General features: G+C 44.7%; 21 protein-coding genes and 3 pseudogenes. 5 read left to right on the forward strand and 19 right to left on the reverse strand.

Features of this window, described 5'->3' with window-relative positions; all coding sequences use genetic code 11:
* Positions 1 to 17 precede the first annotated feature (17 nt).
* The 4 genes and pseudogenes from PW252_RS10265 to PW252_RS10280 form a co-directional block, all read right to left on the reverse strand.
* On the reverse strand, positions 18 to 830 hold the full coding sequence (locus tag PW252_RS10265; RefSeq protein WP_248044077.1) for a membrane protein insertase YidC: 813 nt from the start codon (positions 828 to 830) through the stop codon (positions 18 to 20).
* Positions 814 to 1,173, reverse strand: a complete 360-nt coding sequence (gene rnpA / locus PW252_RS10270) for a ribonuclease P protein component (RefSeq protein WP_105117249.1) — start codon at positions 1,171 to 1,173, stop codon at positions 814 to 816. Before rnpA ends, PW252_RS10265 begins: the two co-directional genes overlap by 17 nt.
* Before the next feature lie 298 nt (positions 1,174 to 1,471).
* A pseudogene (locus PW252_RS10275) lies at positions 1,472 to 1,758 on the reverse strand (argininosuccinate lyase); the annotation flags it as partial.
* A gap of 42 nt (positions 1,759 to 1,800) precedes the next feature.
* Positions 1,801 to 2,664, reverse strand: a complete 864-nt coding sequence (locus tag PW252_RS10280) for a VOC family protein (RefSeq protein WP_248049415.1) — start codon at positions 2,662 to 2,664, stop codon at positions 1,801 to 1,803.
* Positions 2,665 to 2,784: 120 nt separating this feature from the next.
* On the opposite strand from PW252_RS10280, the gene PW252_RS10285 reads away from it, so the two are divergent.
* The gene (locus tag PW252_RS10285; protein ID WP_248049414.1) at positions 2,785 to 3,285 is read left to right on the forward strand and encodes an NUDIX hydrolase; all 501 of its coding nucleotides are present in this window, start codon (positions 2,785 to 2,787) and stop codon (positions 3,283 to 3,285) included.
* Between the two features lie 49 nt (positions 3,286 to 3,334).
* Here the strand turns inward: PW252_RS10285 and mmuM are convergent, their stop codons facing one another.
* The 6 genes from mmuM to PW252_RS10315 all read right to left on the reverse strand — a co-directional run bounded on the left by mmuM (position 3,335) and on the right by PW252_RS10315 (position 9,801).
* On the reverse strand, positions 3,335 to 4,282 hold the full coding sequence (gene mmuM / locus PW252_RS10290; RefSeq protein WP_248049412.1) for a homocysteine S-methyltransferase: 948 nt from the start codon (positions 4,280 to 4,282) through the stop codon (positions 3,335 to 3,337).
* A 12-nt stretch (positions 4,283 to 4,294) separates the two neighbouring features.
* Positions 4,295 to 5,671, reverse strand: coding sequence for an amino acid permease (locus PW252_RS10295; RefSeq protein ID WP_248049410.1), 1,377 nt, complete (start codon positions 5,669 to 5,671; stop codon positions 4,295 to 4,297).
* A 138-nt stretch (positions 5,672 to 5,809) separates the two neighbouring features.
* Positions 5,810 to 7,264 carry a glutamate--tRNA ligase gene (gene gltX / locus PW252_RS10300; RefSeq protein ID WP_248049408.1) on the reverse strand — a complete coding sequence of 485 codons (1,455 nt, stop codon included), beginning with the start codon at positions 7,262 to 7,264 and terminating at the stop codon, positions 5,810 to 5,812.
* Positions 7,265 to 7,335: 71 nt separating this feature from the next.
* Positions 7,336 to 8,616: an MFS transporter gene (locus PW252_RS10305; protein WP_248049406.1), complete on the reverse strand. Its 1,281-nt coding sequence runs from the start codon at positions 8,614 to 8,616 to the stop codon at positions 7,336 to 7,338.
* An 86-nt stretch (positions 8,617 to 8,702) separates the two neighbouring features.
* The gene (locus PW252_RS10310; protein ID WP_172049843.1) at positions 8,703 to 9,350 is read right to left on the reverse strand and encodes a hypothetical protein; all 648 of its coding nucleotides are present in this window, start codon (positions 9,348 to 9,350) and stop codon (positions 8,703 to 8,705) included.
* Positions 9,351 to 9,354: 4 nt separating this feature from the next.
* Positions 9,355 to 9,801, reverse strand: coding sequence for a LytTR family DNA-binding domain-containing protein (locus PW252_RS10315; RefSeq protein ID WP_125265876.1), 447 nt, complete (start codon positions 9,799 to 9,801; stop codon positions 9,355 to 9,357).
* A gap of 269 nt (positions 9,802 to 10,070) precedes the next feature.
* On the opposite strand from PW252_RS10315, the gene PW252_RS10320 reads away from it, so the two are divergent.
* On the forward strand, positions 10,071 to 11,327 hold the full coding sequence (locus PW252_RS10320) for an ISL3 family transposase (RefSeq protein WP_248043812.1): 1,257 nt from the start codon (positions 10,071 to 10,073) through the stop codon (positions 11,325 to 11,327).
* A gap of 67 nt (positions 11,328 to 11,394) precedes the next feature.
* Here PW252_RS10320 and PW252_RS10325 read toward each other — a convergent pair whose 3' ends face one another.
* The gene (locus PW252_RS10325) at positions 11,395 to 11,586 is read right to left on the reverse strand and encodes an LPXTG cell wall anchor domain-containing protein (protein WP_316716863.1); all 192 of its coding nucleotides are present in this window, start codon (positions 11,584 to 11,586) and stop codon (positions 11,395 to 11,397) included.
* A 46-nt stretch (positions 11,587 to 11,632) separates the two neighbouring features.
* Between PW252_RS10325 and PW252_RS10330 the strand changes: the two genes are divergently transcribed.
* A complete protein-coding gene (locus tag PW252_RS10330; protein ID WP_316716742.1) occupies positions 11,633 to 14,866 on the forward strand; it encodes a midas domain-containing protein in 3,234 nt (1,077 codons plus the stop codon).
* 1,881 nt (positions 14,867 to 16,747) lie between these two features.
* On the opposite strand, the gene PW252_RS10340 is transcribed toward PW252_RS10330, so the two are convergent.
* From PW252_RS10340 to PW252_RS10370, 7 genes and pseudogenes are all read right to left on the reverse strand, one after another.
* Positions 16,748 to 17,503, reverse strand: a complete 756-nt coding sequence (locus PW252_RS10340; RefSeq protein ID WP_105118602.1) for a TIGR00266 family protein — start codon at positions 17,501 to 17,503, stop codon at positions 16,748 to 16,750.
* Between the two features lie 201 nt (positions 17,504 to 17,704).
* A pseudogene (locus PW252_RS10345) lies at positions 17,705 to 18,199 on the reverse strand (beta-class carbonic anhydrase).
* Positions 18,200 to 18,322: 123 nt separating this feature from the next.
* Positions 18,323 to 19,690, reverse strand: coding sequence for a DNA repair protein RadA (radA, locus tag PW252_RS10350; protein WP_248049307.1), 1,368 nt, complete (start codon positions 19,688 to 19,690; stop codon positions 18,323 to 18,325).
* A 6-nt stretch (positions 19,691 to 19,696) separates the two neighbouring features.
* Positions 19,697 to 20,230, reverse strand: a pseudogene (locus PW252_RS10355) (histidine phosphatase family protein).
* 6 nt (positions 20,231 to 20,236) lie between these two features.
* A complete protein-coding gene (locus PW252_RS10360; protein ID WP_002939955.1) occupies positions 20,237 to 20,680 on the reverse strand; it encodes a dUTP diphosphatase in 444 nt (147 codons plus the stop codon).
* 19 nt (positions 20,681 to 20,699) lie between these two features.
* Positions 20,700 to 21,686 carry a virulence RhuM family protein gene (locus PW252_RS10365; protein WP_248049304.1) on the reverse strand — a complete coding sequence of 329 codons (987 nt, stop codon included), beginning with the start codon at positions 21,684 to 21,686 and terminating at the stop codon, positions 20,700 to 20,702.
* An 18-nt stretch (positions 21,687 to 21,704) separates the two neighbouring features.
* On the reverse strand, positions 21,705 to 22,241 hold the full coding sequence (locus PW252_RS10370; protein ID WP_248049302.1) for a hypothetical protein: 537 nt from the start codon (positions 22,239 to 22,241) through the stop codon (positions 21,705 to 21,707).
* A gap of 46 nt (positions 22,242 to 22,287) precedes the next feature.
* Between PW252_RS10370 and PW252_RS10375 the strand changes: the two genes are divergently transcribed.
* On the forward strand, positions 22,288 to 22,452 hold the full coding sequence (locus PW252_RS10375) for a hypothetical protein (protein WP_248049300.1): 165 nt from the start codon (positions 22,288 to 22,290) through the stop codon (positions 22,450 to 22,452).
* Here the strand turns inward: PW252_RS10375 and PW252_RS10380 are convergent.
* The gene (locus tag PW252_RS10380) at positions 22,436 to 22,795 is read right to left on the reverse strand and encodes a YbaN family protein (RefSeq protein WP_024384177.1); all 360 of its coding nucleotides are present in this window, start codon (positions 22,793 to 22,795) and stop codon (positions 22,436 to 22,438) included. The genes PW252_RS10375 and PW252_RS10380 overlap by 17 nt on opposite strands.
* 127 nt (positions 22,796 to 22,922) lie before the next feature.
* Here PW252_RS10380 and PW252_RS10385 point away from each other — a divergent pair, with 127 nt between their 5' ends.
* Positions 22,923 to 23,525 (forward strand): NADPH-dependent FMN reductase, encoded by a 603-nt coding sequence (locus PW252_RS10385; protein ID WP_024391582.1) that lies wholly within the window; start codon positions 22,923 to 22,925, stop codon positions 23,523 to 23,525.
* The last annotated feature ends 4 nt before the right edge of the window (positions 23,526 to 23,529 follow it).

The following is a 23,529-nucleotide window of genomic DNA, read 5'->3' on the forward strand; positions in this document are numbered from 1 at the left end:
CTCCTATTCGTTTCATCCTACTTCTGTTTGCGAGCCTTTTTCTGAGCCCGTCTGATTTTAGCTTGACGCTCTTTTTCAGCATCAATTTTAGCTTGACGCTCTGCTATGATTTTAAAAGGATTATTAAACACCAAGGTTTGAACCACTTGATAAGCGTTAGATACCGTCCAGTACAAGGCCACACCACTAGCGGCTGTAACAGCAAAGAAGAAAATCAGTACTGGCATGATGTACATCATAGCTGTAATGGCACCATTTTTCTCAATGGCTGCTTTATTGGCCAACCAAGTACTTAAGAAAGTGAAGGCTGCTGCTAAAACCGGAAAGATAAAATAGGGGTCAGATTCACCAAGATTTACCCAGAGGAACTGTCCAACCTTGAGAGCTTCCTCCGTTATCAGAGCTTGATAGAGAGCTATCAAAATCGGCATCTGAATTAAGAGTGGCCACATGGATGAGGTCATGCTGACACCGTTCTCTTTATAGAGTTTTCTTGTTTCCTCATATAATTTCTGACGAGTATCCATATCACTTCCAGCATACTCTTCCTGTAAAGCACGTAGCTGGGGTTGAAGTTCCTGCATCTTACGCGAAGAATTCATTTGAATTTGGAACAAAGGCAATAAGATCGTCCGAATGATAATCGTAAAGAGAATAATCCCGATACCAATCTGACCGTTGATGGACAAGAATTGAATAATGCTAGCAAACCAATGAATCAATCCATTCCATGCGCCCGAAGACTGACTGGAGGCTGTTCCTGTTCCACAAGCGGTTAGCACGAGTAGAGTTGTGGTCAGTAGCCCAGCCCACTTAAGATTCTTTTTCAATCGCAACACCTTCCTGGTATAATTTAGCTAGTTTCAAAACATGGATGAGGTTTTTCTTGATTTCCTGATAGGACAGCTCTTCAACTCCTTTACGAGCGATGATTACAAAGTCATCCGTCACCAACTCTTGCTGGCATTCTATCAGGACATGGCGAAGTCTTCGCTTAATGCGATTTCTCATGACAGCGTTTCCCAATTTTTTGCTGACAGATAGCCCTACTCGGAAATGAGCCTGGTCCTTGGGTAAGCAGTAAACCACAAACTTCCGATTGGCTACATTCTTTCCTTTTGTAAAAATGTCATTAAAATCTCGTTCACGCTTGACACGATAGCTTTTCTTCAAACCGTCACTCCATCTTTCAAAATTACCTCTATTATACCATAAAATTCAAAAAAGCCAATAAACATCACGTTTATAGGCAGGTCATACACAGAAAGAAAATGTATGTAACTATTTTCTGGTTGCATACATTTTTTCAAAATATTTTCAAAAAACTTACACTTCAGCGAAGTTAATCCCTTATTTCCGAGGTCTTATATCACATTTTTGACCCAAAACTGACGATGCCTTGAAAACATGATTTCTGAAAACAAGATGTTCTTCATGCATCTGTCATGCCTTTAGAGGCTTTTTGATACTGCTACATTTTCTTTTGCTTGTTGCATTCGCAGATAAAGTAATCAAAAACTGCTCCGCCAAGCGATTGACGCGGTGGACTGCTGTTTTTGATTGAAGGGCCGTGTAGATGACCAATTCAATCAAATCAGAAATTTCTTGGTAGCGTTCCAAGGGCACATCTTGTTAATAGTAGCCTGCCTTGCTGCATTCCAAGACCAGTTTTCCAATAATTTCATGAGCCTGGCGAAAGGGCATTCCCTTGCTAGCCAAATAATCTGCCAACTCAGTCGCATTTGAAAAACCTTCTCTGTTGACTGTCCACAAGAAAAAAAACTGACCGAAGTCAGCTTTTTAGGATAAAATCTCTTTAATCTGGTCAAAATCCAGACGACGCATTTGCAGAACGGCATCATTAACAGTCTTGACGGTTTCTGGGCTAGCCGTATCGTATGCTTCCATCAAAATACGCGGTACAATCTGCCAAGAAATACCGAACTGGTCCTTGACCCAACCGCACATTTCCGCCTCTGGCACTGCTGACAGGAGGTCATAATAGAAATTGAGTTCGTCCTGACTATCCACATAGACCATGAGCGAGAAGGCTTCGTTGAAAGACGCTTCGCCACCGTAACCGTGGTCCATGACAATCAGTTTCTGTCCAGCGACAAGAAGTTCCGCATAGTTCAGTTTGGCAGCCTCTCCTTCACCGTAGTAGGAAAGTTGACCGACACTAGCCTGAGGGAGCTTGTCCTTGTAGTAGTCCAACATTGGCTGGGCCAAACCTACCTGTTCCTGCGAGAAGAGCAGGCAGATGTCAAACTGATAAGGCTTGTCCAAGTCGGGTGTATAAGACAGTTGCCAAGACAGACCAAAGCGGTCTTCCAACCAGACATAGTACGGGCTGAAAGGATATTCTCCCAAAGGCATGAGAATACGACCGCCTTCTGACAAGGCTTGGTACAAACGTGTCACTTCATCCTTGCTGGCTACATTGACCATGAGGGACATGGACTCATTGAGCTTAAAGTATGGACCCGCACTAATAGCCGCCAAGGTCATATCGCCCAGTTGAAACTGAATCAAATCCGAATCACCCGAAGGTGTATCCGTAATGGTGTAGGTCCAGTCCAGCTTGCCTCCGAAGAGTTCTACATAGAAAGCTACCGCTTCTTTTGCCTCTGTATCATACCAGAGATGAGGGATAATGGTTTGCATAAATTTCTCCTTTGAGTTAGTAGCCCCAGTATAACACTTGTCCGTACAAAAACAAAACATGTTGCCTTACACTTACAGATGTGCTATACTGAATAACTACAAAATCGACAGGAGAATGAAATGGAAATCTGGAACGCCTACACAGCCGACGGGCAGCTGACCGACCACACTCTCACACGCGGAGAATCCATTCCCGACGGTCTCTACCACCTAGTCGTCGAGTGCATCATCCGCCACCACGACGGCAGCACCCTCTTCATGAAACGCGACAGCACCAAACCCTCCTACCCTGACTATTATGAAGCGACAGCAGGAGGTTCGGCATTGTTTGGGGAAATAGCAGAGCAGGCCATTTTGCGCGAAGTCTGCGAAGAAACTGGCATTGAGCTAACAGCTGACCAACTCCGCCACCATACACACTTTGTCGCCCATGACGACCAGTGCATTTTCCACTGCTACTGGGCCGAAACCAATTGGGACAAATCGACCATCCAACTCCAAGCCGACGAAACCAGCAACTACATCTGGGTCCCACAAGAAAAGTTGAAAGACTTCCTAGAAACTGAACTGGTCATTCCTAGGCAGAAAGACTATGTGGAGGGGTTGTTTTTACAAAGCTAAATTCCCCTAACAGACAAATCCCCGCCGTCACAGGACAGCGGGGATTCATTTATTTCAATCCAGCAACTAGACTTGCAATATCAGCTGGTCGGGTGCGGCAACACCCTCCAACTACCTTGGCCCCCAGTTTGTGCCATTCAAGTGTATTATCCAGAAGGGAATGGCTGTCGTCTGCCTTTTCCTTCCAAGTTTGAGTGGCTCCATCATAGACTTCTCCAGAATTTGGATAGGTGACAAATGGTTTATCCGTTTTCTCTCTCAACTGACTGAGAAAGGCTGGATAGAGCGAGGGAGCCGTACAGTTAAGACCAACCGCCAAAATCTGCTCACTGCTGTTGACCAGCTCTGCTATTTTCTCAATTGATGTTCCGTCAGAAATCGACTGACCATCCTGCGAGGTGAAGCTAATATAGGCCTCTACCTCTGGAAAATCCTCTACCAACAGCTCTACTAAGGCTTGAGCTTCAAGAACATTTGGAATGGTTTCCAATGCCAAGAGTTCCGCACCCTGTTCTAAGAGAAGCTCAATTCGGCGACGGTGGAAGTCTTTTAACTCTGACAGACTAATGTTGCCATAATCGCCTGTATATTCAGCACCGTTGGCTAAATAGGCTGCGTATGGACCCACGTCACCTGAAATAAGGGGATAGGTTCGTTGTGTTTTCTCTGTTTCAGACAATTCTGCCCAGACCTCGTCTCGAGCCTCCTTAGCCAAATCAACGGTCAAGCGAATGAGGTCCTCTGCCTCTGCTTGTGACAAGCCAACTTCTGCTAATCCTTCAAAGGTTGCCTGATAGGTTGAAGTCGTCACCAAGTCTGCCCCGGCACGAATATAATCCTTGTGAATATCCTTGATGAACTGGGGATTTTCCAATAGATACTTGGCAGACCAGAGCTTGCCCGATACATCATGACCACGAAACTCTAGCTCTGTTCCGAGAGCACCGTGTAAAATGATGTATTCCTTTTGTTCTAATAGTTCTTTAAAACGACCCATACTCGACCCCTCCTACCACTTTTTAAAGCGGATATAGTGATAAATATAGCAGCCAATCATGAAAGGAACACCGAAGTATAGACCGGCACGCTGTGAAGGATCCCAGCCGATTCCAATGATGGAAATAACTAGCAGAATAACGGTAATCCATGGTAAGGTCGGTGAAAATGGCGTCTTGTATTCCAATTCCTCTTCACTGTGAGTTTTCAAAAATTCACGACGGAAACCGATTTGTGCAAGCGGAATAGCCAACCAAGCAATGACAACTGCAAAACCAGCGATAGAAACCAAGGCCAAGAAGATGGTATCTTCTGCATAAATTGATGCAATCAAGGCGATGACAACACCAATCATGGACAAGATCATGCCCCGCATAGGCACACCATGCTTGTTAATCTTCACCAATTCCTTACTAATCATGCCTTCATTGGCCAAAGACCACAGCATACGGCTTGAAGCGTATAGCCCTGATGTAGAGGCCGATAAAATAGCCGTCAAGATAATAAAGTTCATAATATCAGCAGCATAAGGGAAGCCAATCTTGTCCAAGACAAGTACGAATGGCGCTTCTGTCACTCCTGCTTCTGACATAGGAAGTAGGGCTGCCAAAACAACGATAGTTAAGACAAAGAAGATAACCAAGAGACCAATTGTTGACTTAATAGCTTGCGGCACGGCTTTCTTAGGATTATCTGTCTCCCCTGCGGCAATTCCGATCATTTCCACACCTGAAAAGGCATAGTTAACAGACAGCATGACCGTGATAAAACCAACCAGACCGTGAGGAAGTAAGCCGTTACTTGTGATATTGTTAAATAGCGGCGCAGCATTGGTTCCTTCAAATGGCAAAATACCAAAAATAGCCAAAGTCCCAAGCACGATAAAGGCTGCTATGGCATAGACCTTGATAGACGAGAGCGCATCCTCCGCCTTGGCAAACCAGCCAACTGATAGGGTGTTCAAACCAAATACAATAACTGCAAAAATCGTCGCAAAAATCCAAATCGGTACACTAGGAAACCAGCGTTGCATGAGCTGGGCTGCCCCAACAAACTGCGTGGCCAGAGCAACGACCCAGCAGAGCCAATACATCCAGGCCACCATAAAACCAGTACCTGGACTGATAAACTTGGTGGCATAGGTATGGAAAGAGCCGGTCACCGGCATAGCAACCGACAATTCACCTAAAGAGAACATGACCAGATAGACCATGACAGCTCCGAAAAGATAAGCAGCAACCGCTCCGAAAGGCCCAGCCTGTGCAATGGTATAGCCTGAACTCAAGAACAAACCTGTCCCGATAACCCCACCGATAGACAACATCTGCAAATGGCGACTGTTCATCTCTCGATTAAAAGTACCCTGATTTTCAAAATTATGATTTTCCATGCACTCTCCTAAATTCTTGTGATTATTCTATCATATCATGGATTTTCAGAAAATCGTTATACCATTTTCAATACAACTGTTATAGTTATCAGTTATAGCAAAATCCCCGCTGTCACAGGACAGCGGGGATTATTTATCTTACAAACTCTTCAACATATTCTCAATATGCTGGATGGATTTTTCACGGCCGAGCAGGTAAATAGTATTTGGCAACTCTGGTCCGTGCATTTCGCCTGAAACGGCGATACGGATTGGCATGAAGAGGTTTTTGCCCTTGATGCCTGTTTCTTTTTGAACAGCCTTAATTTGTGGGAAGATATTATCTGGTTGGAAATCTTCGTCCGTCATGGCTTCCAATTTTTCCTTGAGGGCATTGAGAACAGTTGGAACCGTTTCGCCTGCCATCACTTCTTTTTCCTCGTCTGTCAATTCTGGGAAATCAGAGAAGAAGAGGTCTGTCAAACCAACGATTTCGTCTGCTGATGATAATTGTGGCTTGTACAATTCCACCAATTTTTCTGCCTTGTCTGTCAAACGCCCTGCTTCTTCCAAGAATGGCTTAGCAAGGTTGAAAATAGTTTCTAAATCAGCATTTTTGATGTACTCATTGCTCATCCAGTCCATTTTCTTCTGGTCAAAGGCAGCTGGTGACTTGCTGAGACGGTTCTCGTCAAAGAGTTGGATAAATTGCTCACGGGAGAAGATTTCCTCCTCACCACCAGGGTTCCAACCCAAAAGACCGATAAAGTTGAAAACAGCTTCAGGCATATAACCCTTACGACGGTAATCTTCGATAAACTGAAGGGTGTTGGTGTCACGTTTAGACAACTTTTTACCAGTTTCAGAGTTGATAATCAAGGTCATGTGGCCAAATTCTGGCGCTTCCCAACCAAGTGCTTCATAGACCATGAGTTGCTTAGGAGTATTGGCAATGTGGTCGTCCCCACGGATAACGTGCGAGATTTCCATCAAATGATCATCAATGACCACAGCAAAGTTATAGGTTGGATAGCCGTCACGTTTCTGGATAACCCAGTCACCACCGATGTTGCCACCTTCAAACTCAATCTCACCCTTAACCATGTCATTCCACTTGTAGATACCAGCTTCATTGACAGCCAAACGGACAGTTGGGACAATGCCAGCTGCCTCACGCTCTGCGATGTAGGCTGCTTTTTCATCTTCAGACATGCCAAGGTATTCATTGATATAACGAGGTGTTTCGCCCGCAGCTTCCTGACGCTCACGCTCCGCCGCCAATTCCTCTTCTGTCACGTAAGACTTGTAGGCCTTACCTTCTGCCAAGAGCTGATCAACATACTTTTGGTAAATGCCCAAACGCTCTGATTGACGGTATTGCTCATGGGTTTCTGGACTTTCATCCCAATCAATGCCCAACCAACGCAGGTTTTCCAGCTGAGAACGCTCTCCGTCTTCCACATGGCGCTTGCGGTCTGTGTCCTCGATACGAATAAGGAAAGTACCGCCATGATGACGGGCAAAAAGATAGTTAAACAATGCTGTACGAGCATTTCCGATATGCAACAGTCCTGTTGGACTTGGTGCGTAACGCACACGAATTGGTTTGGTCATGTTTCTCTCCTGTAAAATTTCAATCAAGAACATTATAGCATAGAACACCCCCAGATAACAGAAAAATCAGTCTAAACAGACTGATTTTGAGGTGTTTTTTGGTTGTGTGCCAGCCAGTAGAGAACATAGAGGACTAACAAACCAGTTGTCGTTAGGAAAAGACCGCTAATCTGATCGACAGCCAATACCAAGACCAAACCCGAAACCAACAGTCGAGTAAAGGCTTGACCTAGCATAAAATAGGTTGATACCGCTCCGCCAATGGTCGCCAACTGCTCCTCTGGCATAGAATTGACAAACTTAGCGTTAAACTTAGGACCGCTGGCACCAAAGCTAATTCCCATTGTAGTAAGGAAGAAGAAAATAATTGGCAGTTGATGTAGCAACATTCCGACAAACACGCCAAGTAGAGAGAAAGTGGCTGCCACTTCCAGCGTCACCATGCTGGTCTTTTTGAAAAGGGTAAAGACTAAGGTCGAGCCCAGAATATTGCCAACAAAGAAAATCAGAATGGTCAGGGCAAGGGTTGTTTCAACATTGAGGAAGACAAGGCCTGGGTCTTCGCTAATCAAGAGGACCAGAATAGGATAGAGAATCGCTCCACAGGCGTTGATAAGAGGGTTGGTAATCAGGACCAGACGGAACTCGGGTATCTTGCGCAGCTCCACGATGGCTTGCTTGAAGGAAGTTAGAATGCCTGGTCTCTTGGTTTTTTGCTCAGTCTGGCTCGGCTGCTCTGCTATTTTCAAAGGCTGCTCCGTCAGAAGTTTGCGAAAGGCTGGCGTCAGCAGCTGCATGATGAGGAGGGCGGCTAAAAAGGTACCGGCGTTGAGAAAGGCCAGGTTTTGGTAGGAGAGGAGGCCGACCAAGAGGGCAGAGAGGGCCTGAAAGGCGATATTGAGGAGGCTGGTCACGGTCTGGCGAAAGGCCGAGTACTGCTCCCGCTCTTCCTTGGGCGCTACGCGTAATCCCAGAGGTGTATAGAGGCCGTTTTCATAAAAGCCAGCAAAGTCTGCAAAGACATTGAAAGTTGCAGCCACCACGACAATCCAGAGAGCTGGCTCAAAGCCCATGCAGAAGCCGAGGATGAGGTAGAGAAGGACACGAAAGAGAAGGGTCAGCTTGATAGTGCTGATTTTGTTGACCGTCTTGTCTGCCAGATAGCCTGTAAAGAGCCCCATAAAGCTAGGAAAGATTTCCGAGAAGGTCACAATCGCCAGTGCCAGACGGCTGTTGGGTACCAGCAAAACATAGTTCATCAGGGCTAGGTAATAGACCACATCGCCAAAATTGGACAACATATCCGCAGTCAGTACCCATAGATAGGTAGCATTTTTCAAAATCTTTTTCATGATAATCCCTTTCTTTTGAATAATTTCCAGAATATTCTGAATTTTTGTCTTGCAGAAGAGCCTGAATAGACTGCTCTCTGTTCACTCTAGGTGTAATAGATATTCAAAGTAGAGAAGGCCATATCTCCTGTGATATGCAGCATCTTTTCTCCTATACCAGTTGCATAGTTATTGACAGCAGACATGGAACTGTCTAGCTCCACGACCGCCTGCCAATTTGCCGGCAGATAAAGATTAACTGATGAGAAAGCTGCATCTATATGAAACTCAGCCTTATCTCCCAGAATAACCGCCTGATCAAAATAAACCATACTGGAGCCAAAGGCCACTTCCACACTATCGTAGGTAAAATTTTCCTCATGAATGTAGCGAGTAGAGGAGCCAAAAGCTATTTCCCGTCCCTTATCGCCAATCACTCCTGTACTGCTCACATCTGGTCTCTTGGGCTTGAATAAGAGCTGCAAACCCGCACAGGCTAGGCCTGCACCCACAATCAGTGTCCAAGTATCGATGTCCACCCAGTCAAAGTGGTTGTTCAAAATAATAAAGACCAAAGTTCCCCACACAAAGCTTGTAACTAACTGTCTTCTAATTATTGCTTTTAGGAGAAGATAACTCCAACCGACTACCAGTGCCAATTTCCAAAGAGGAAGCTCAATAGCCGGCAAGTAGTCTTGAAACAAGACCAAGCCTGCCAAGACCAGCAGAGCAATTCCTAAACCATTTTTTTTCATTTTTCTACCTCACTTCTCGTAACTTTTCTTTTAATAAATGATAATAGTGCCGCGACACATGGACTTCCTTGTGGGTCTGATAGAAGGAAATCCGACTAGTTCCTGAAAAGGATTTATCCAGCGAATAAACGGCCTTGCTATTTGCAATGGTTGACTTGGAAACCCGACAAAAATAAGCAGGGAGGCAGTCTTCCAGTTCATAGAGTTTCATCTTGACTTCATAGGCGTCATCTCTAGTATGCCCCATCAGCTTGGTCCCATCCGTTTCAAAAAAGAGCAGGTCTTCCAATTTCAAGAAATATTCACTGGTTCCTTTGTAAAAGACAAGCGAGGGACGGCTAACCTGTTGCAAAGCCTGCTGGATGCGTTCCAACTCTGGTCCTAGTTGGCTACTTCTGATAATCACTTCGACTTGCTCTAAGCTATCATCTAATTCAATCCGAACTTTCATAAGACCTCCTTTGCTTTTTCTGGTTTTATTATATCAACTTACTCGAATTTTGCAAGGGCATTTCAGCAAGTGGTCAAAAAATGCCAGTAAGTGGTTCAATCAAGCACACAAAAGCCCCTTGCATGGACAAGGGACTTATTTTTCTGGCTCTATAATTTCTGTAGTGGGTAAATCCACCATGGAAATTATGGAGCTTTTTTGAGTATAGAAAAAAAGTCCCATATGACCTATAATGAAAAGCGACTAAACAACTCATTAGAAAGACTCATATGGAACAACTAAATCTTATCACAAATTTTCTCGGAATAAAAGACAAAAATATTATTATCACTGATGAATACAATATGGGAACGCACAAAGAACTTCATGGTTACTTGGATTACGAGCCTCCTAAATGTCCTGCCTGCAAGGGACAGATGGACAAATACGACTTCCAGAAAGCTTCTAAAATCCCTTATCTGGAGTGTGCTGGCTACCGAACTCTCATTCGCCTGAAAAAGCGCCGTTTCAAGTGCAAAGACTGCGGAAAAATGGCTGTCGCTGAAACTCCTCTGGTCAAGAAGAACCACCAAATCGCAAACATCGTTCACCAGAAAATCGCTCAACTTCTCATTGAAAAACAGTCTATGACCGATATCGCTAAGCGCCTTGCCGTCTCTACCTCAACCGTCATTCGCAAGCTAAATGAGTTCCAATTTAAATCCGACTGGAATTGGTTGCCTGAGAATATGAGCTGGGATGAGTACGGCTTCAAGAAGGGAAAAATGAGTTTCATCGCTCAGGATTTCGACTCGCTAAAAGTCATCTCTATCCTCGATGGACGCACGCAAGCCACGATTAGAAACCACTTCCTACGCTATTCCAGACAGGCTAGAAACCGCGTTAAAGTTATCACTATGGACATGTTTAGTCCATACTACCAATTGGCTAAACAGCTTTTTCCGCATGCTAAAATCGTCCTTGACCGCTTTCATATCGTACAACACCTCAGCCGTGCTATGAACCGTGTCCGCATTCAAATCATGAATCAATTCGACAGAAAATCGCACGAATACCGAGCCTTGAAACGTTACTGGAAATTGATTCAACAAGATGGCCGTAAACTCAGCGATAAACGATTTTATCGCCCTATGTTTCGCATGCACTTGACTAACAAGGAAATTCTAGAAAAACTCCTATCCTACTCAGATGAACTCCGACAGCACTATGAACTCTATCAATTTCTCTTGTTCCATTTCCAAGAGAAAAACTCAGTTCATTTCTTTGACCTTATTGAACAGGAAATGGCCAATGTTAATCCTATTTTCCAGACGGTATTTAAGACATTTCTAAAGGATAAAGACAAGGTTTTAAACGCCCTGGAATTGCCTTATTCCAACGCCAAACTGGAAGCTACCAACAATCTCATCAAAGTCATTAAGAGAAATGCCTTTGGTTTTAGGAACTTTGAAAATTTTAAAAAACGCATTTTGATTGCTTTGAACATAAAGAAAGAGAGAACGAAGTTCGTCCTCTCTAGGTGTTAGCTTTTCATCTACCCACTACAGTTGACAAAGAGCCATTTTTCTTTTGGAAATGGCAGAGCTACTCTTCTCACTCATCACCATTTCTTTTCTTGTGTTGTTTAAACAAGCCTCCAAAGAGCAAGAAGGCTCCAAGCAGACTAGTCCAAGCAGATGATTCTTCGCCAGTATTTGGTAGGATACCACTTCGTTGTAGCTGCTTACCACTCATACCTTTCAGTGAAATGGATTCTGAATGAGAAGTAGAACCTTCTTCACTCATAGATAGTGACTGTGACCAACTAACTGAATTCGAAATAGATTCTGAAATGGATTCACTTACTGATTCTGAAATTGACTTGATAACCGAATCGGAGACAGACTCTGAAGGGGACTCTTTGAGAGACTCGCTTACAGAATCAGAAATGGACTCTGACACCAACTCACTCATCGAATCAGAAAGAGAGACAGAAGTGGACCCACTCATCAAATCAGATATCGATTCTGAAACTGACTCGGATACCGATTCTGAGACGGACGCAATTATTGATTCACTAATTGAGACTAGATGGGAGATTGAAGTCAGTAGAGATTCTTCTTCAGACGGTGTATATTCTGATGTCCGGGTTTCTTCCGAACGCCTAATCGAGGTCAACTCGGAAATAGATTCTGAGTCGGATTCTGAAACTGATTCGCTGACGGACTCTGAAAGGGATTCGGAAAGGGATTCGGAAACTGATTCAGATACAGACTCTGAAATAGATTCTGATACGGATTCTGAAATCGATTCGCTGACCGACTCGGAGATAGATTCTGATGTGGATTCTGAAATCGACTCACTTACCGACTCAGAGATAGATTCAGAAACTGATTCTGAAAGAGACTCGCTGACTGACTCGGAAACGGAAGCCGAAACTGAGGCACTAGCTGATTCGGAAACTGACGTCGAGACAGAGGCACTGACCGATTCAGAGACAGAGGTCGAAACTGAGGCACTCACAGACTCAGAAACGGAAGCCGAAACGGACTCACTAACTGATTCAGAAACAGACGTTAAAACGGAACCGCTGACCGACTCGGAAACGGAGGCCGAGATGGACGCGCTGGCTGACTCGGAAACAGATGTTGAGACAGACTCACTGACTGACTCGGAAACGGAAGCCGAAACTGAGGCACTGACCGACTCAGAAACAGACGCTGAAACGGATATTGAAACGGACATGCTGACTGACTCAGAAACGGATGTTGAAACGGAGGCACTATCCGATTCGGAAACTGACGTTGAGACTGAGGCACTCACAGACTCGGAAACGGAGGCCGAAACTGAGGCACTAGCTGACTCAGAAATAGATGTAGAGACGGATTCACTAACTGAATCAGAAACGGATGTTGAAACTGAAGCGCTATCCGATTCGGAAACTGACGTCGAGACTGAGGCACTAACTGATTCTGATACGGAGGCCGAAACTGAGGCACTAGCTGATTCGGAAACAGATGTTGAAACAGACTCACTGACTGATTCGGAAACGGAAGTCGAAACTGAGGCGCTAACTGATTCTAATACAGAGGCCGAAACTGAGGCACTAGCTGATTCAGAAACAGATGTCGAAACGGACGCGCTGACTGATTCAGATACAGACGTTGAAACAGATTCACTGACCGACTCAGAGACAGAAGTCGAAACTGAGGCGCTAGATGATTCGGAAACTGACGTCGAGACTGAGGCACTGACTGACTCGGAAACGGATGTTGAAACTGAGGCACTGACCGATTCAGAAACTGACGTTGAAACGGATTCACTGACCGATTCAGAGACAGATGTTGAAACGGATTCACTGGCCGATTCAGAAACTGACGTTGAAACATACGCGCTGACCAATTCAGATACAGACGTTGAAACAGACTCACTGACCGACTCGGAAACTGATTCAGATACAGACTCAGAGATTGATTCAGACACCGACTCGGAGATAGATTCTGATGTGGATTCTGAAATCGACTCACTTACCGACTCAGAGATAGATTCAGAAAGAGACTCGTTGACTGACTCGGAAATTGACTCTGATACGGATTCTGAAAGAGACTCGGAGATAGACTCAGATACGAATTCTGAAATCGATTCGCTGACTGACTCGGAAATTGACTCTGATACGGATTCTGAAATCGATTCACTTACCGATTCAGAGACAGATGCCGAAACGGACGCACTGACTGACTCAGAAACTGATGTTGAAACAGATTCACTGACCGATTCAGAAACTGAAGTCGAAACGGACGCGCTGATTGACTCAGAAACAGACGTTGAAACAGATTCGCTGATTGACTCGGAAACAGACGCTGAAACGGATGCGCTGATTGACTCGGAAACGGATGTAGAAACTGAAATACTATCCGATTCTGAAACTGACGTCGAAACTGAGGAACTAACTGATTCTGAAACAGATGTTAAAACAGACTCACTGACTGACTCGGAAATGGAGGCCGAAACTGAGGAACTGACCGACTCGGAAACAGATGTTGAGACAGAAGCACTGACTGACTCGGAAACGGAGGCCGAAACGGAGGCACTAGCTGATTCGGAAACAGATGTTGAAACAGACTCACTGACTGACTCAGAAACGGATGTTGAAACTGAGGCACTATCCGATTCTGATACGGATATAGAAACTGAAGCACTATCCGATTCGGAAACGGAGGCCGAGATGGACGCGCTGGCTGACTCTGAAACGGAAGTCGAGACAGAGGCACTAACTGATTCTGATACGGATGCCGAAACGGACGCGCTATCCGATTCTGATACGGACATTGAGATTAATTCACTAACCGACTCAGATACAGATACAGATGTTGAAACAGACTCACTAACTGATTCGGAACTTGAGACTGACCCGCTGACCGATTCAGATACAGATGTCGAAACAGATTCACTGACCGACTCAGAGACGGATATAGAGAGAGATTCACTAACTGACTCAGAAACTGATTCGGAAACGGACATTGAGATTGATTCACTAACCGATTCTGATACAGATGTCGAAACGGACGCACTGACTGATTCAGAAACGGATGTTGAAACAGATTCTGAACTTGAAACCGACTCAGATGTTGAAATGGATTCACTGACCGACTCAGAGACGGAAGCCGAAACGGACGCACTGACTGATTCAGAGACAGATGCCGAAACGGACGCACTGACTGACTCAGAAACAGATGTTGAAACAGACGCACTGACCGACTCAGAGACGGATGTAGAGACAGATTCACTAACTGACTCAGAAACTGATTCGGAAACGGACATTGAGATTGATTCACTGGCCGATTCAGAGACAGAGGCCGAAACGGACGCGCTATCCGATTCTGATACGGACGTTGAGATAGAAGCACTGACTGACTCGGAAACGGATGCCGAAATAGATTCACTGACCGACTCAGAAACAGAGGCCGAAACAGAGGCACTAGCTGACTCTGAACCTGATGTGGACTCAGATGCACTTGTTGAGTCAGAAAGAGACTCAAACAATGATTCGCTGACTGAGGTCGCAAGAGAGGATGAGACCGATTGAGACTCGGAATGTGATGTCAACAATGACATTGAAAGGGATTTAGACCCTGACTGCGATAGGCTGTTAGAAACTGATACTGATTGAGAATGGGACTGACTCAAGGACAATCGAATACTCAATGAGTTTTGAATAGACTCAGAAGTCGATTGCAAAAAGCTATTCATTCCATCCGCCACAAAAGATGTCCTATATCCAATCAGCATTCCACTTAAATTTTGACGGTTTTCCGGCTCCTTTACAGTTGCATGAACCACATTTGATGTTGGGTGGATTGCCGACTGGACATACAATGCAATATTGGCCAAACTGGAGCTGACACGAGTCGTAAACGTATATGTGATTGGACCAGTAGTTGAAATCTGGCTAGAAGCCAAAGAATAGTTTTTTCCGTAGTATCTTCCAGAATAATCAACCGTCCGAAGCGTTACACCTAGGGTTTCACGACTATTAAAGCTATTATCTAGTTGTAACGGAACCCCATTGACGAGCACATTTTGAGGCTCTCCCATCTCAGTCACCGTTGCCACATATAAACCTGCGTACGCCTCAGGTAGGGTAGTAATCGGATTATAAATAACTTTCCAATCAATCGTATTCGTAACCGTATCTAATCGACCTTCAATAAGGGAAATTTGAGTCCCATTTAATTTAGCGCTAGCATCCGACTCTGAAAATACCAAAATAGTATTATCACTCGTCGATCTCAAACTTGTTCCAGCCCTACCATCCCCCCCTAAAAGTTGGGTACGACGTCCAGTCAAATTAGTTGCCGCCTGCGCAATTTGCTTACTCGCAACATCCAGTTCGTCCTGACTCACTATTTTTCCTGCTTGAATCTCCCCTACCAATTGCCAAGCTTGGTCTGCCGCTTCCTTTGCTCTTATATACCGTTGATATTTCGTCGTAGTCTTATCTAAAGAATCTGGCACCTCTAAACTTCGTGCTTCTTCTAGACTAACAAGTGCCATATCAAATAGCTGACGATTCAAACCTGTTAAATCTACTGATGGTTGTTCCGAAACAGAGCTTGAAAGTTCTGCCCCTGTTGAAGCTGGCGAGTTTTCCTCGTTCTCCACAACCACTACTGACTCACTCAAGGCAAGAGATTCTGAATACGTAACCCTTTCCGAATCGCTTGCTGAGGTCGAAACGGAATCATACTGACTTTCTGATTCACTCAACGATAAGGACTGAGAATCAGGGATACTTTCTGAAGATGACGAAGATAGACTAACCGACTCCTCTACCAACTCCAAAATAGACTGGCTAGCAGACTCAGAATATTGAACAAGACTAGTACTTCCCCCTAGTTCAACAGTGTCTGTCGTTGCCAGTAATTCCTGGTTGGTTTCTTGGGTTTGTACCAAGGAATCCTCAGCTAATACAGTACCTGTTGTCGCATAGCCACCGGCAAAAGTACCCGCTACCATTGCCGCTTTTAATAGGACGCTACTAGAACGATTACCTTGGACAGAAGATTCTGAAACTCTTATAGTTCCTAATGTCTTCCCGCGATATAATTTCTTAAATCCTATTTGAGATAACACGGACCTGACCCAGTGTTTCCCCGACTTATGCATCCTAACTCGTGTCTTACGAGATACTTCTATAGATGTCTGCTTAATAGTTTCTTTACTCACAATTCAGCCTTCTATATTTATTATACTCAATGAAAATCGAACCAGTTTTAAAACTATAGTTAGTGTCTCCTATCGAAATAAGAATACTGCCATTCAATTTTTAAAGAGCATTACTTTAATGTGTCTAATATTTCTATACTACTGATTACTCGTACATTTGTCAATTATTATATATTTTCCTATACTATAATAGGCACACTAAAAAGGTGCAGTTTTCACACTACACCTCATCTATAGAAATTTAGAAAATCGCATCAAGGAGGGATGTACTACCTCCTCCACCATCGCCACCTGTTACGATATGGCTACCGATGACTTGAGCAAAGGTTTCAATATTCAAGCTTTGAACGTAAATTTCTCCGTAACCAGAGAAGGTATTAACAATTCCTTCCCCAGTACCAATGGATTGTAGGAAACCATTTTCCATATGAATATCGTAGTTGAGGTCACGGCTCCAAGCTACCACATGGGCATTATCAATGGTAATACTCCCGCCATCCAATTCAATCTTCTTAATCGACCCGAAAGCATTTGCCAAGAGGGTACCCTTACCCTCAGTCGTCATAACAAAGAGGCCACCCTGACCACCAAAGAAGGCACGACCAACACTTTGGCGTTCCATCTTATACTGAGCTGAACCATCAAGGGCAAGAAATGCGCCATCATTAAGGCGGTATTGTTCAGCCCCAAGTTCCAAGGCAATGACCTGACCTGGCGTTGAAGGCGCAAGTGCAATCTTCCCATCATCACTATTGGAAATGGCTTGCGTGATAAACATAGACTCACCTGATACCATAGAACGACCAATGGCACCTATGAGCTTACCAAAACCAGAGCCTCCACGGGCATTAAGCTTGGTATTCAAGGTCACACTCGGTGTATGATAAACCATGCTTCCTTGTTGAATATAAGCTGATTCTCCAGCTTCCAAGGCGATTTCCACTAAAGGAAATTGCATATTGCTGTCGATTGTGTATTTCATACGGTTGTCTGACATAGTTGCCTCCTATTTTTTACGAAATGTACCTGTTAACCACAGGATTGCTATAATAAACCAAAAACAAGCTAAAACAAACCAAATCATTATTAACTCCTTTTTGTATTGTTTTTATAACACAATTCTACAACCAAAACCAGACCCTGTCAAGTATTTTTGTAAAAAAATAAAGGAATCCAAACAATTAGATTCCTCCTGTCATCATATAACCTCTGTCATACGGCCCGTATCCACATCATAAATAGCCCCTGAAATTTCAACGTCGTCAGGTATGAGCGGAGATTGTTTCAAAAGGGCAATATCTTCCCGCACGCTTTCTTCAATGTCTGTAAAAGGAAGAAAGTCCTGACCAGCCACATCCACTCCCAAATCCCGCCTGAGTTGGACCCCAAATTCTTCATTGGTAAAGGTCTGGGCACCGCAGTCTGTATGGTGGAGGACAACGATTTCCCGCGTACCAAGTTGTTGCTGGGAAATGACAAGCGAACGAATCATGTCTTCTGTCACGCGCCCACCCGCATTCCGCAAAATGTGGGCATCACCCAGAGCCAAGCCCAAGGCCTGCGCCACGTGAAGGCGTGAGTCCATACAGGTCACGATAGCCACCTTGGTCTTGGGCTTGAGCGACAGATGCTAGGTACCGTGCAGGTCAACATAGGCCTTGTTGGCCTTCATAAAGTTTTGAAAATAAGACATAGAACCTCCTCGTCTGATAAGAATTTCTGAATTTTTCAGAAAAAGGTTAGACCTAGCTTATCACATTCCCGACTATTTGTAGCAAAAAGAGGAGCGACTAGCTGTCACTCCCGAATATTTTCGTCACTTAAACACTTTTTGTAGGACTTCGCCAATGGTTGTCACGCCGACAACAGTAATTTCCTTGGGTACCTTGATTCCTGTCAGGGAATTTTTAGGGGCATAGACCTTAGTAAAGCCCAATTTGGCGGCTTCGTTAATCCGTTGTTCAATCCGATTGACGCGGCGGATTTCCCCTGTCAGACCTATTTCGCCTATAAAGCACTCTTGTGGGTTGGTTGGCTTGTCCTTGTAACTGGAGGCAAGGGCAACTGCGACCGCTAGGTCAATAGCTGGCTCATCTAGCTTGACACCGCCTGCTGACTTGAGGTAGGCATCTTGGTTTTGGAGGAGCAGGCCTGCCCGTTTTTCCAAAACCGCCATAATCAAGCTGGCGCGGTTGAAATCCAAGCCTGTCGTGGTCCGCTTGGCATTGCCAAACATGGTCGGCGTCACCAGAGCCTGCACTTCCGCAAGAATAGGGCGGGTGCCCTCCATGGTCACGACAATCGCAGAGCCAGTCGCCCCGTCCAGACGCTCTTCCAGAAAGACCTCACTTGGATTGAGAACTTCGACCAAGCCCTGTGACTGCATTTCAAAAATGCCGATTTCGTTGGTAGAGCCGAAGCGATTTTTGACCGCCCTCAAGATACGGAAGGTGTGCTGCCGCTCGCCCTCAAAATAAAGAACGGTATCTACCATATGCTCCAAGGTCCGCGGTCCAGCCAAGGTGCCTTCCTTGGTCATATGGCCGACGATAAAGGTTGCAATATTGTTGGTCTTGGCAATCTGCATGAGCTCATTGGTCACTTCACGGACCTGACTGACAGAGCCTTGCACGCTGGAGATGTCCGGACTCATAATGGTCTGGATAGAGTCGATAATCAGGAAATCTGGCTTGATCTTCTCAATCTCGGTCCGAATGCTCTGCATATTGGTCTCCGCATAGAGATAGAACTCGCTGTCGATGTCGCCCAAACGCTCCGCCCGCAACTTAATCTGCTGGGCAGACTCTTCCCCCGACACATAGAGGACGGTACCAATGGTCGAAAGTTGGGTAGATACCTGTAAAAGCAGGGTGGATTTCCCAATTCCTGGATCGCCTCCGATCAGGACCAGACTGCCTGGCACCACGCCACCTCCGAGGACACGGTTGAACTCCTCCATGTTGGTCTTGGTACGGGCCACTTGAATGGAGGAAACTTCTTTGAGTTTCATGGGACGGGTCTTCTCACCTGTCAGGCTGACCCGCTCGTTCTTGACTTCAGCGACTTCCACTTCCTCGACAAAGCTAGACCAGGAGCCACAGTTGGGGCAACGGCCCAGATACTTGGGTGAGTGATACTCGCAGGATTGACAGACAAAGGTTGTTTTTTTCTTAGCGATGATGATTTCCTCCTATAGAGTGTATTCTAGGATTTCGCAGTAGGCTATGGTTTCTTTGGGGACAAACTGGCGTATCAGCATACCGTGACAGACGATAACGATTCGGTCATAGGCTTTGTATTTTTCAAGGGCCTATAAAAATCGCTTTTTCATCTCCGCAGCAGTCTCATAACGAACAGGAGAAGACTCAGGCACCGCTCCGCTATTTTCCCAAAATAATCGATGAGCTAAGACAGCCTCATCTTGACTGGCATTTTTCCCCATCAGGTCGGGTCGCCACTCATGAAAAAAGGGCTCGACCAGAAGAGGTAGTTGCTGGGCATGAGCAATGTAAGTTGCAGTCTCCAAGGCCCGCGTGACGCTTGAAGCGATAACCACCTGAGCCTGAGCAAAAACAGGACTGCTGGCAACTTCCTGGGCCAAAGCCCTCCCCTTTTCAGTCAGGGGAGCCAGATCCCGTCCAAAACCTGCGTACAGCCGAGGGTTGTCATGCTGGTCAAACACACTGTAGTCAGGCTCGGAATGCCGCGCAAAGAGAATCTGCATAGTAGTCTATTTCCCCGTCGAACCAAATCCGCCCGTCCGAACGCCATCGGCCTGGTCGCCGTCAGCCAAGAGGAAGGGTGCAAAAACAGCCTGTACGATTCGTTCCCCAGCTTCCACCACGACAGTTTCTTCTGTGATATTTCGCATCTGGGCAAAGATGTGACCTTCATTGGCTGGATTGCCGTAGTAGTCACCGTCGATAACTCCGACCGAGTTTATCAAAACCAGCCCCTTCTTGCGAGGGTTGGACGAACGGTCGTAGAGGTAGAGGACCTCGTTGGCCTGCATATAGGCCTTGACACCCGTTGGAACCAGCTTAATCTCACCTGGCTCCAAGCTAACAGTCTCCGCAGCTTTCAAGTCGTAACCTGCTGCGTGGGCTGTTTCGCGTTTTGGCAATAAGTTTTCATCTGTAAACTGGCTAACCAGTTCGAATCCGCGGATTTTCATGTGTTTTCCTTTCGAGTACTTATTTTGAAGATAAGTCTTCTAGTAATTTTTCAAAATCAGAATTTATCTTTTGGGTCTTATTAAAAATTGCATATTCTGACCGAGCTTTCTCCTTGGCTACCTGCCTTGTAATTTGACCATGCCCCTCTAAAAGCTCATAATCTTGAAAGGCTAAAAATCGATCAATGCTATCTGCCAAATCTTGCATGGTCTGGGTCTTTCCTTGCTCAATTTGTCGCTCCAGATAGTCAAAGTAGCCCGAAATACTACGTTCCAGCGAACGAATCTCCTTTTCGTTCAGATAATTTTTAGCCACAAGAGCGTCCGATTGCAAAATACGTCCGTCAGGAGAGTGCTTCCAGGTTACCAACCCCATGTTCGCTTTGGTGTGGTCTGCCTTTTCATAAATAATTTCTGCAGCTGTTTTACCTGTAATCGCATAATGAAATTTATTTTGCACATGAGCATAGAATTGCTTAGTCATCAAGCTATTAGCGTCATAATCAATCGCAATCTCCGCAAAAATATCTGTGATTTGTAACCAAATTCGTCGTTCACTAGCACGGATAGAACGAACTCGTTCTAAGAGCTCGCGAAAATAGTCTTTTTCCAACAAGTTTTCGCCTTGCTTCAAACGCTCATCATCCATGGCAAAACCTTTAATCATGTATTCTCGAAGCACAGTTGTTGCCCACTGCCTAAACTTAGTAGCCTTTTGAGAATTGACACGATAACCGACGGAAATGATGGCATCGAGATTGTAATAGCTAGTTAGATAATTTTTACCATCACTTGCAGTTGTTTCCATTTTGGAAATAACTGAATGCTCATCTAGTTCGCCTTCTTCAAAAATATTTTTCAAATGTTTGCTGATAGCTGGTACACCAACATCAAACAATCTTGCCATTTCCTTCTGACTAGCCCAAATCGTCTCGTCACTGACAATGACACTAGCCTTTTCTTGGTCATTTTCTGCTCGGTAAATTAAAAATTGTAATTCCTTCATATTTGCCTCTTTAATTATTTAGGGCTCACTCCCCTCTACAAATTCATTCGCATTTTTCGTCACAAATGCAAAAAGCGTTGTTAAGGGAAAGGCATACTCGTCATCAAAGCGAGCCGCACGTAGCCACAAGTCTTGGTCAACCTTACGAAGATAGACACTGCGAGGGAAGGTGAATTCTTCTTCCAACTGAGGCGACAGCAGACAAATGGCTCCGTCTGGTGATTTCCCTTGGGAGAGTATGGCATCTTGACTGACTTCCTGTTCCAACAAGGCCAGGCGAAGATAAACTCCCAGATGAGCTGGTGGTAATTGATAACCCATCTCCACGGCTCTCTCCTCTATCTGAGGAGCAGTTGCTTCCCGATCAAATCCCATGTCGGCTAGGCTGACAATCTCAACCAAGCACTCTTGCTGCTCCTCCACCACTTGATATGCCGAGTGAGCTAGGTAGATCTTGAAATAGTCATTCACTAAAACACCCTTGTCATCTAAGTAGGCAGGGATTTCTTCTTTTTTTAGGGGAAATAATTCAACTCGAACGCTCTGTCTTTTCATAGGTCTATTATACAGGAAATACAGGGTAAAGCAAAACTCCAACCTAATGGCTGGAATTTTGAATTTATTCAAACACAAACTGGTTGTGGTAGAGTTCGGCGTAGAAGCCGCCCTGTTTAAGAAGCTGGCTGTGGTTGCCTTGCTCGATGACTTTTCCGCCTTTGAGGACGATGATTTCATCCGTAAGTCTGGAGCTATTTCTCTGGTATAACCCAAAAAAGATAGTAAGTAATAAAGACTGTCAGCAAGCCAAGTCCAATTTTGACAAATAGTACAGGAGCCAACCAAATGGAAATCCCCATGAGTATGTAGATTTGCCAGATAATTTGTTTTTTCCGTTTACGGGAAATGGCTTTGGTTTCAGCATAATCCGCTACATAAAATTGATAAATTTTTGTATTGCGTAGCCATTTTTCAAAATTTTTAGAGCTTCTAGCAAAACAAAATCCAGCCAAAAGTAAAAGAGGCGTTGTCGGAATGATAGGTAGAACAATCCCAATCATGCCAATAGCAAGGCTAACAAAACCAGCTACTAGATAAACAATTTTTTTCATAATACTATTATACCAAAAGAGTTCGTGATTTTTTGAACATTTTCTGTACAATTTGGGAAAACGCTTGCTTTTCGCCCTGTAAACTGGTATGATAAGGATATTACATTTAGAAAAGAGAGAAGATGTTATGAAACTTCTAGGACTTGTCGGAACCAACTCCGCTCGCTCAACCAACCGCAAACTCTTGCAGTACATCAAACAGCATTTCGCTGACAAGGCAGATATTGAATTGGTTGAAATCAAGGACCTTCCAGTCTTCAATAAACCGGCTAATCGTGAACTGCCAGAAAGTGTTAAAGAATTAGTTGCAAAGATTGAAAGTGCTGATGGTGTCATCATCGGAACACCTGAGTATGACCACTCGATCCCCGCTGTTCTTATGAATGCACTAGCTTGGGTATCATATGGAGTCTACCCTATGCTTAACAAGCCGGTTATGATTACAGGTGCCTCATACGGAACACTCGGTTCTTCCCGTGCTCAATTGCAACTACGCCAAATTCTCAATGCTCCTGAACTCAAAGCTACTGTTTTACCAGATGAGTTCTTACTATCTAATTCCATGAAAGCCTTTGATACAAACGGTGAGCTCATTGATTTAGAAATCAGTCAAAAACTGGATGCCATTTTTGATGACTTCCGTCTCTTTGTCAAGATGACAAGTAAACTGTCTAGCGCCAAAGAGTTACTTCAAAAAGAAGCTGAAAACTTTGACTGGGAAAACTTGTAAGAGA

It is taken from the genome of Streptococcus sp. 29887, assembly GCF_032595075.1.
GTDB classification, from domain to species: Bacteria; Bacillota; Bacilli; order Lactobacillales; family Streptococcaceae; genus Streptococcus; species Streptococcus iners.

Bases quoted from the DNA above. Each gene is read 5' to 3' on its own strand.
- PW252_RS10320 (WP_248043812.1), top strand. From the start codon at position 10,071: ATGGAACAACTAAATCTTATCACAAATTTTCTCGGAATAAAAGACAAA.
- PW252_RS10325 (WP_316716863.1), bottom strand. From the start codon at position 11,586: ATGAGTGAAGAAGGTTCTACTTCTCATTCAGAATCCATTTCACTGAAA.
- PW252_RS10295 (WP_248049410.1), bottom strand. From the start codon at position 5,671: ATGGAAAATCATAATTTTGAAAATCAGGGTACTTTTAATCGAGAGATG.
- PW252_RS10280 (WP_248049415.1), bottom strand. From the start codon at position 2,664: ATGCAAACCATTATCCCTCATCTCTGGTATGATACAGAGGCAAAAGAA.
- PW252_RS10340 (WP_105118602.1), bottom strand. From the start codon at position 17,503: ATGTCAGACAACCGTATGAAATACACAATCGACAGCAATATGCAATTT.
- PW252_RS10385 (WP_024391582.1), top strand. From the start codon at position 22,923: ATGAAACTTCTAGGACTTGTCGGAACCAACTCCGCTCGCTCAACCAAC.
- PW252_RS10310 (WP_172049843.1), bottom strand. From the start codon at position 9,350: ATGAAAAAAAATGGTTTAGGAATTGCTCTGCTGGTCTTGGCAGGCTTG.
- gltX (WP_248049408.1), bottom strand. From the start codon at position 7,264: ATGACCAAACCAATTCGTGTGCGTTACGCACCAAGTCCAACAGGACTG.
- PW252_RS10370 (WP_248049302.1), bottom strand. From the start codon at position 22,241: ATGAAAAGACAGAGCGTTCGAGTTGAATTATTTCCCCTAAAAAAAGAA.
- PW252_RS10360 (WP_002939955.1), bottom strand. From the start codon at position 20,680: ATGAAAATCCGCGGATTCGAACTGGTTAGCCAGTTTACAGATGAAAAC.
- PW252_RS10330 (WP_316716742.1), top strand. From the start codon at position 11,633: ATGGATTCACTTACTGATTCTGAAATTGACTTGATAACCGAATCGGAG.
- PW252_RS10315 (WP_125265876.1), bottom strand. From the start codon at position 9,801: ATGAAAGTTCGGATTGAATTAGATGATAGCTTAGAGCAAGTCGAAGTG.
- mmuM (WP_248049412.1), bottom strand. From the start codon at position 4,282: ATGGGTCGTTTTAAAGAACTATTAGAACAAAAGGAATACATCATTTTA.
- PW252_RS10305 (WP_248049406.1), bottom strand. From the start codon at position 8,616: ATGAAAAAGATTTTGAAAAATGCTACCTATCTATGGGTACTGACTGCG.
- PW252_RS10285 (WP_248049414.1), top strand. From the start codon at position 2,785: ATGGAAATCTGGAACGCCTACACAGCCGACGGGCAGCTGACCGACCAC.
- PW252_RS10375 (WP_248049300.1), top strand. From the start codon at position 22,288: ATGGCTGGAATTTTGAATTTATTCAAACACAAACTGGTTGTGGTAGAG.
- PW252_RS10365 (WP_248049304.1), bottom strand. From the start codon at position 21,686: ATGAAGGAATTACAATTTTTAATTTACCGAGCAGAAAATGACCAAGAA.
- PW252_RS10380 (WP_024384177.1), bottom strand. From the start codon at position 22,795: ATGAAAAAAATTGTTTATCTAGTAGCTGGTTTTGTTAGCCTTGCTATT.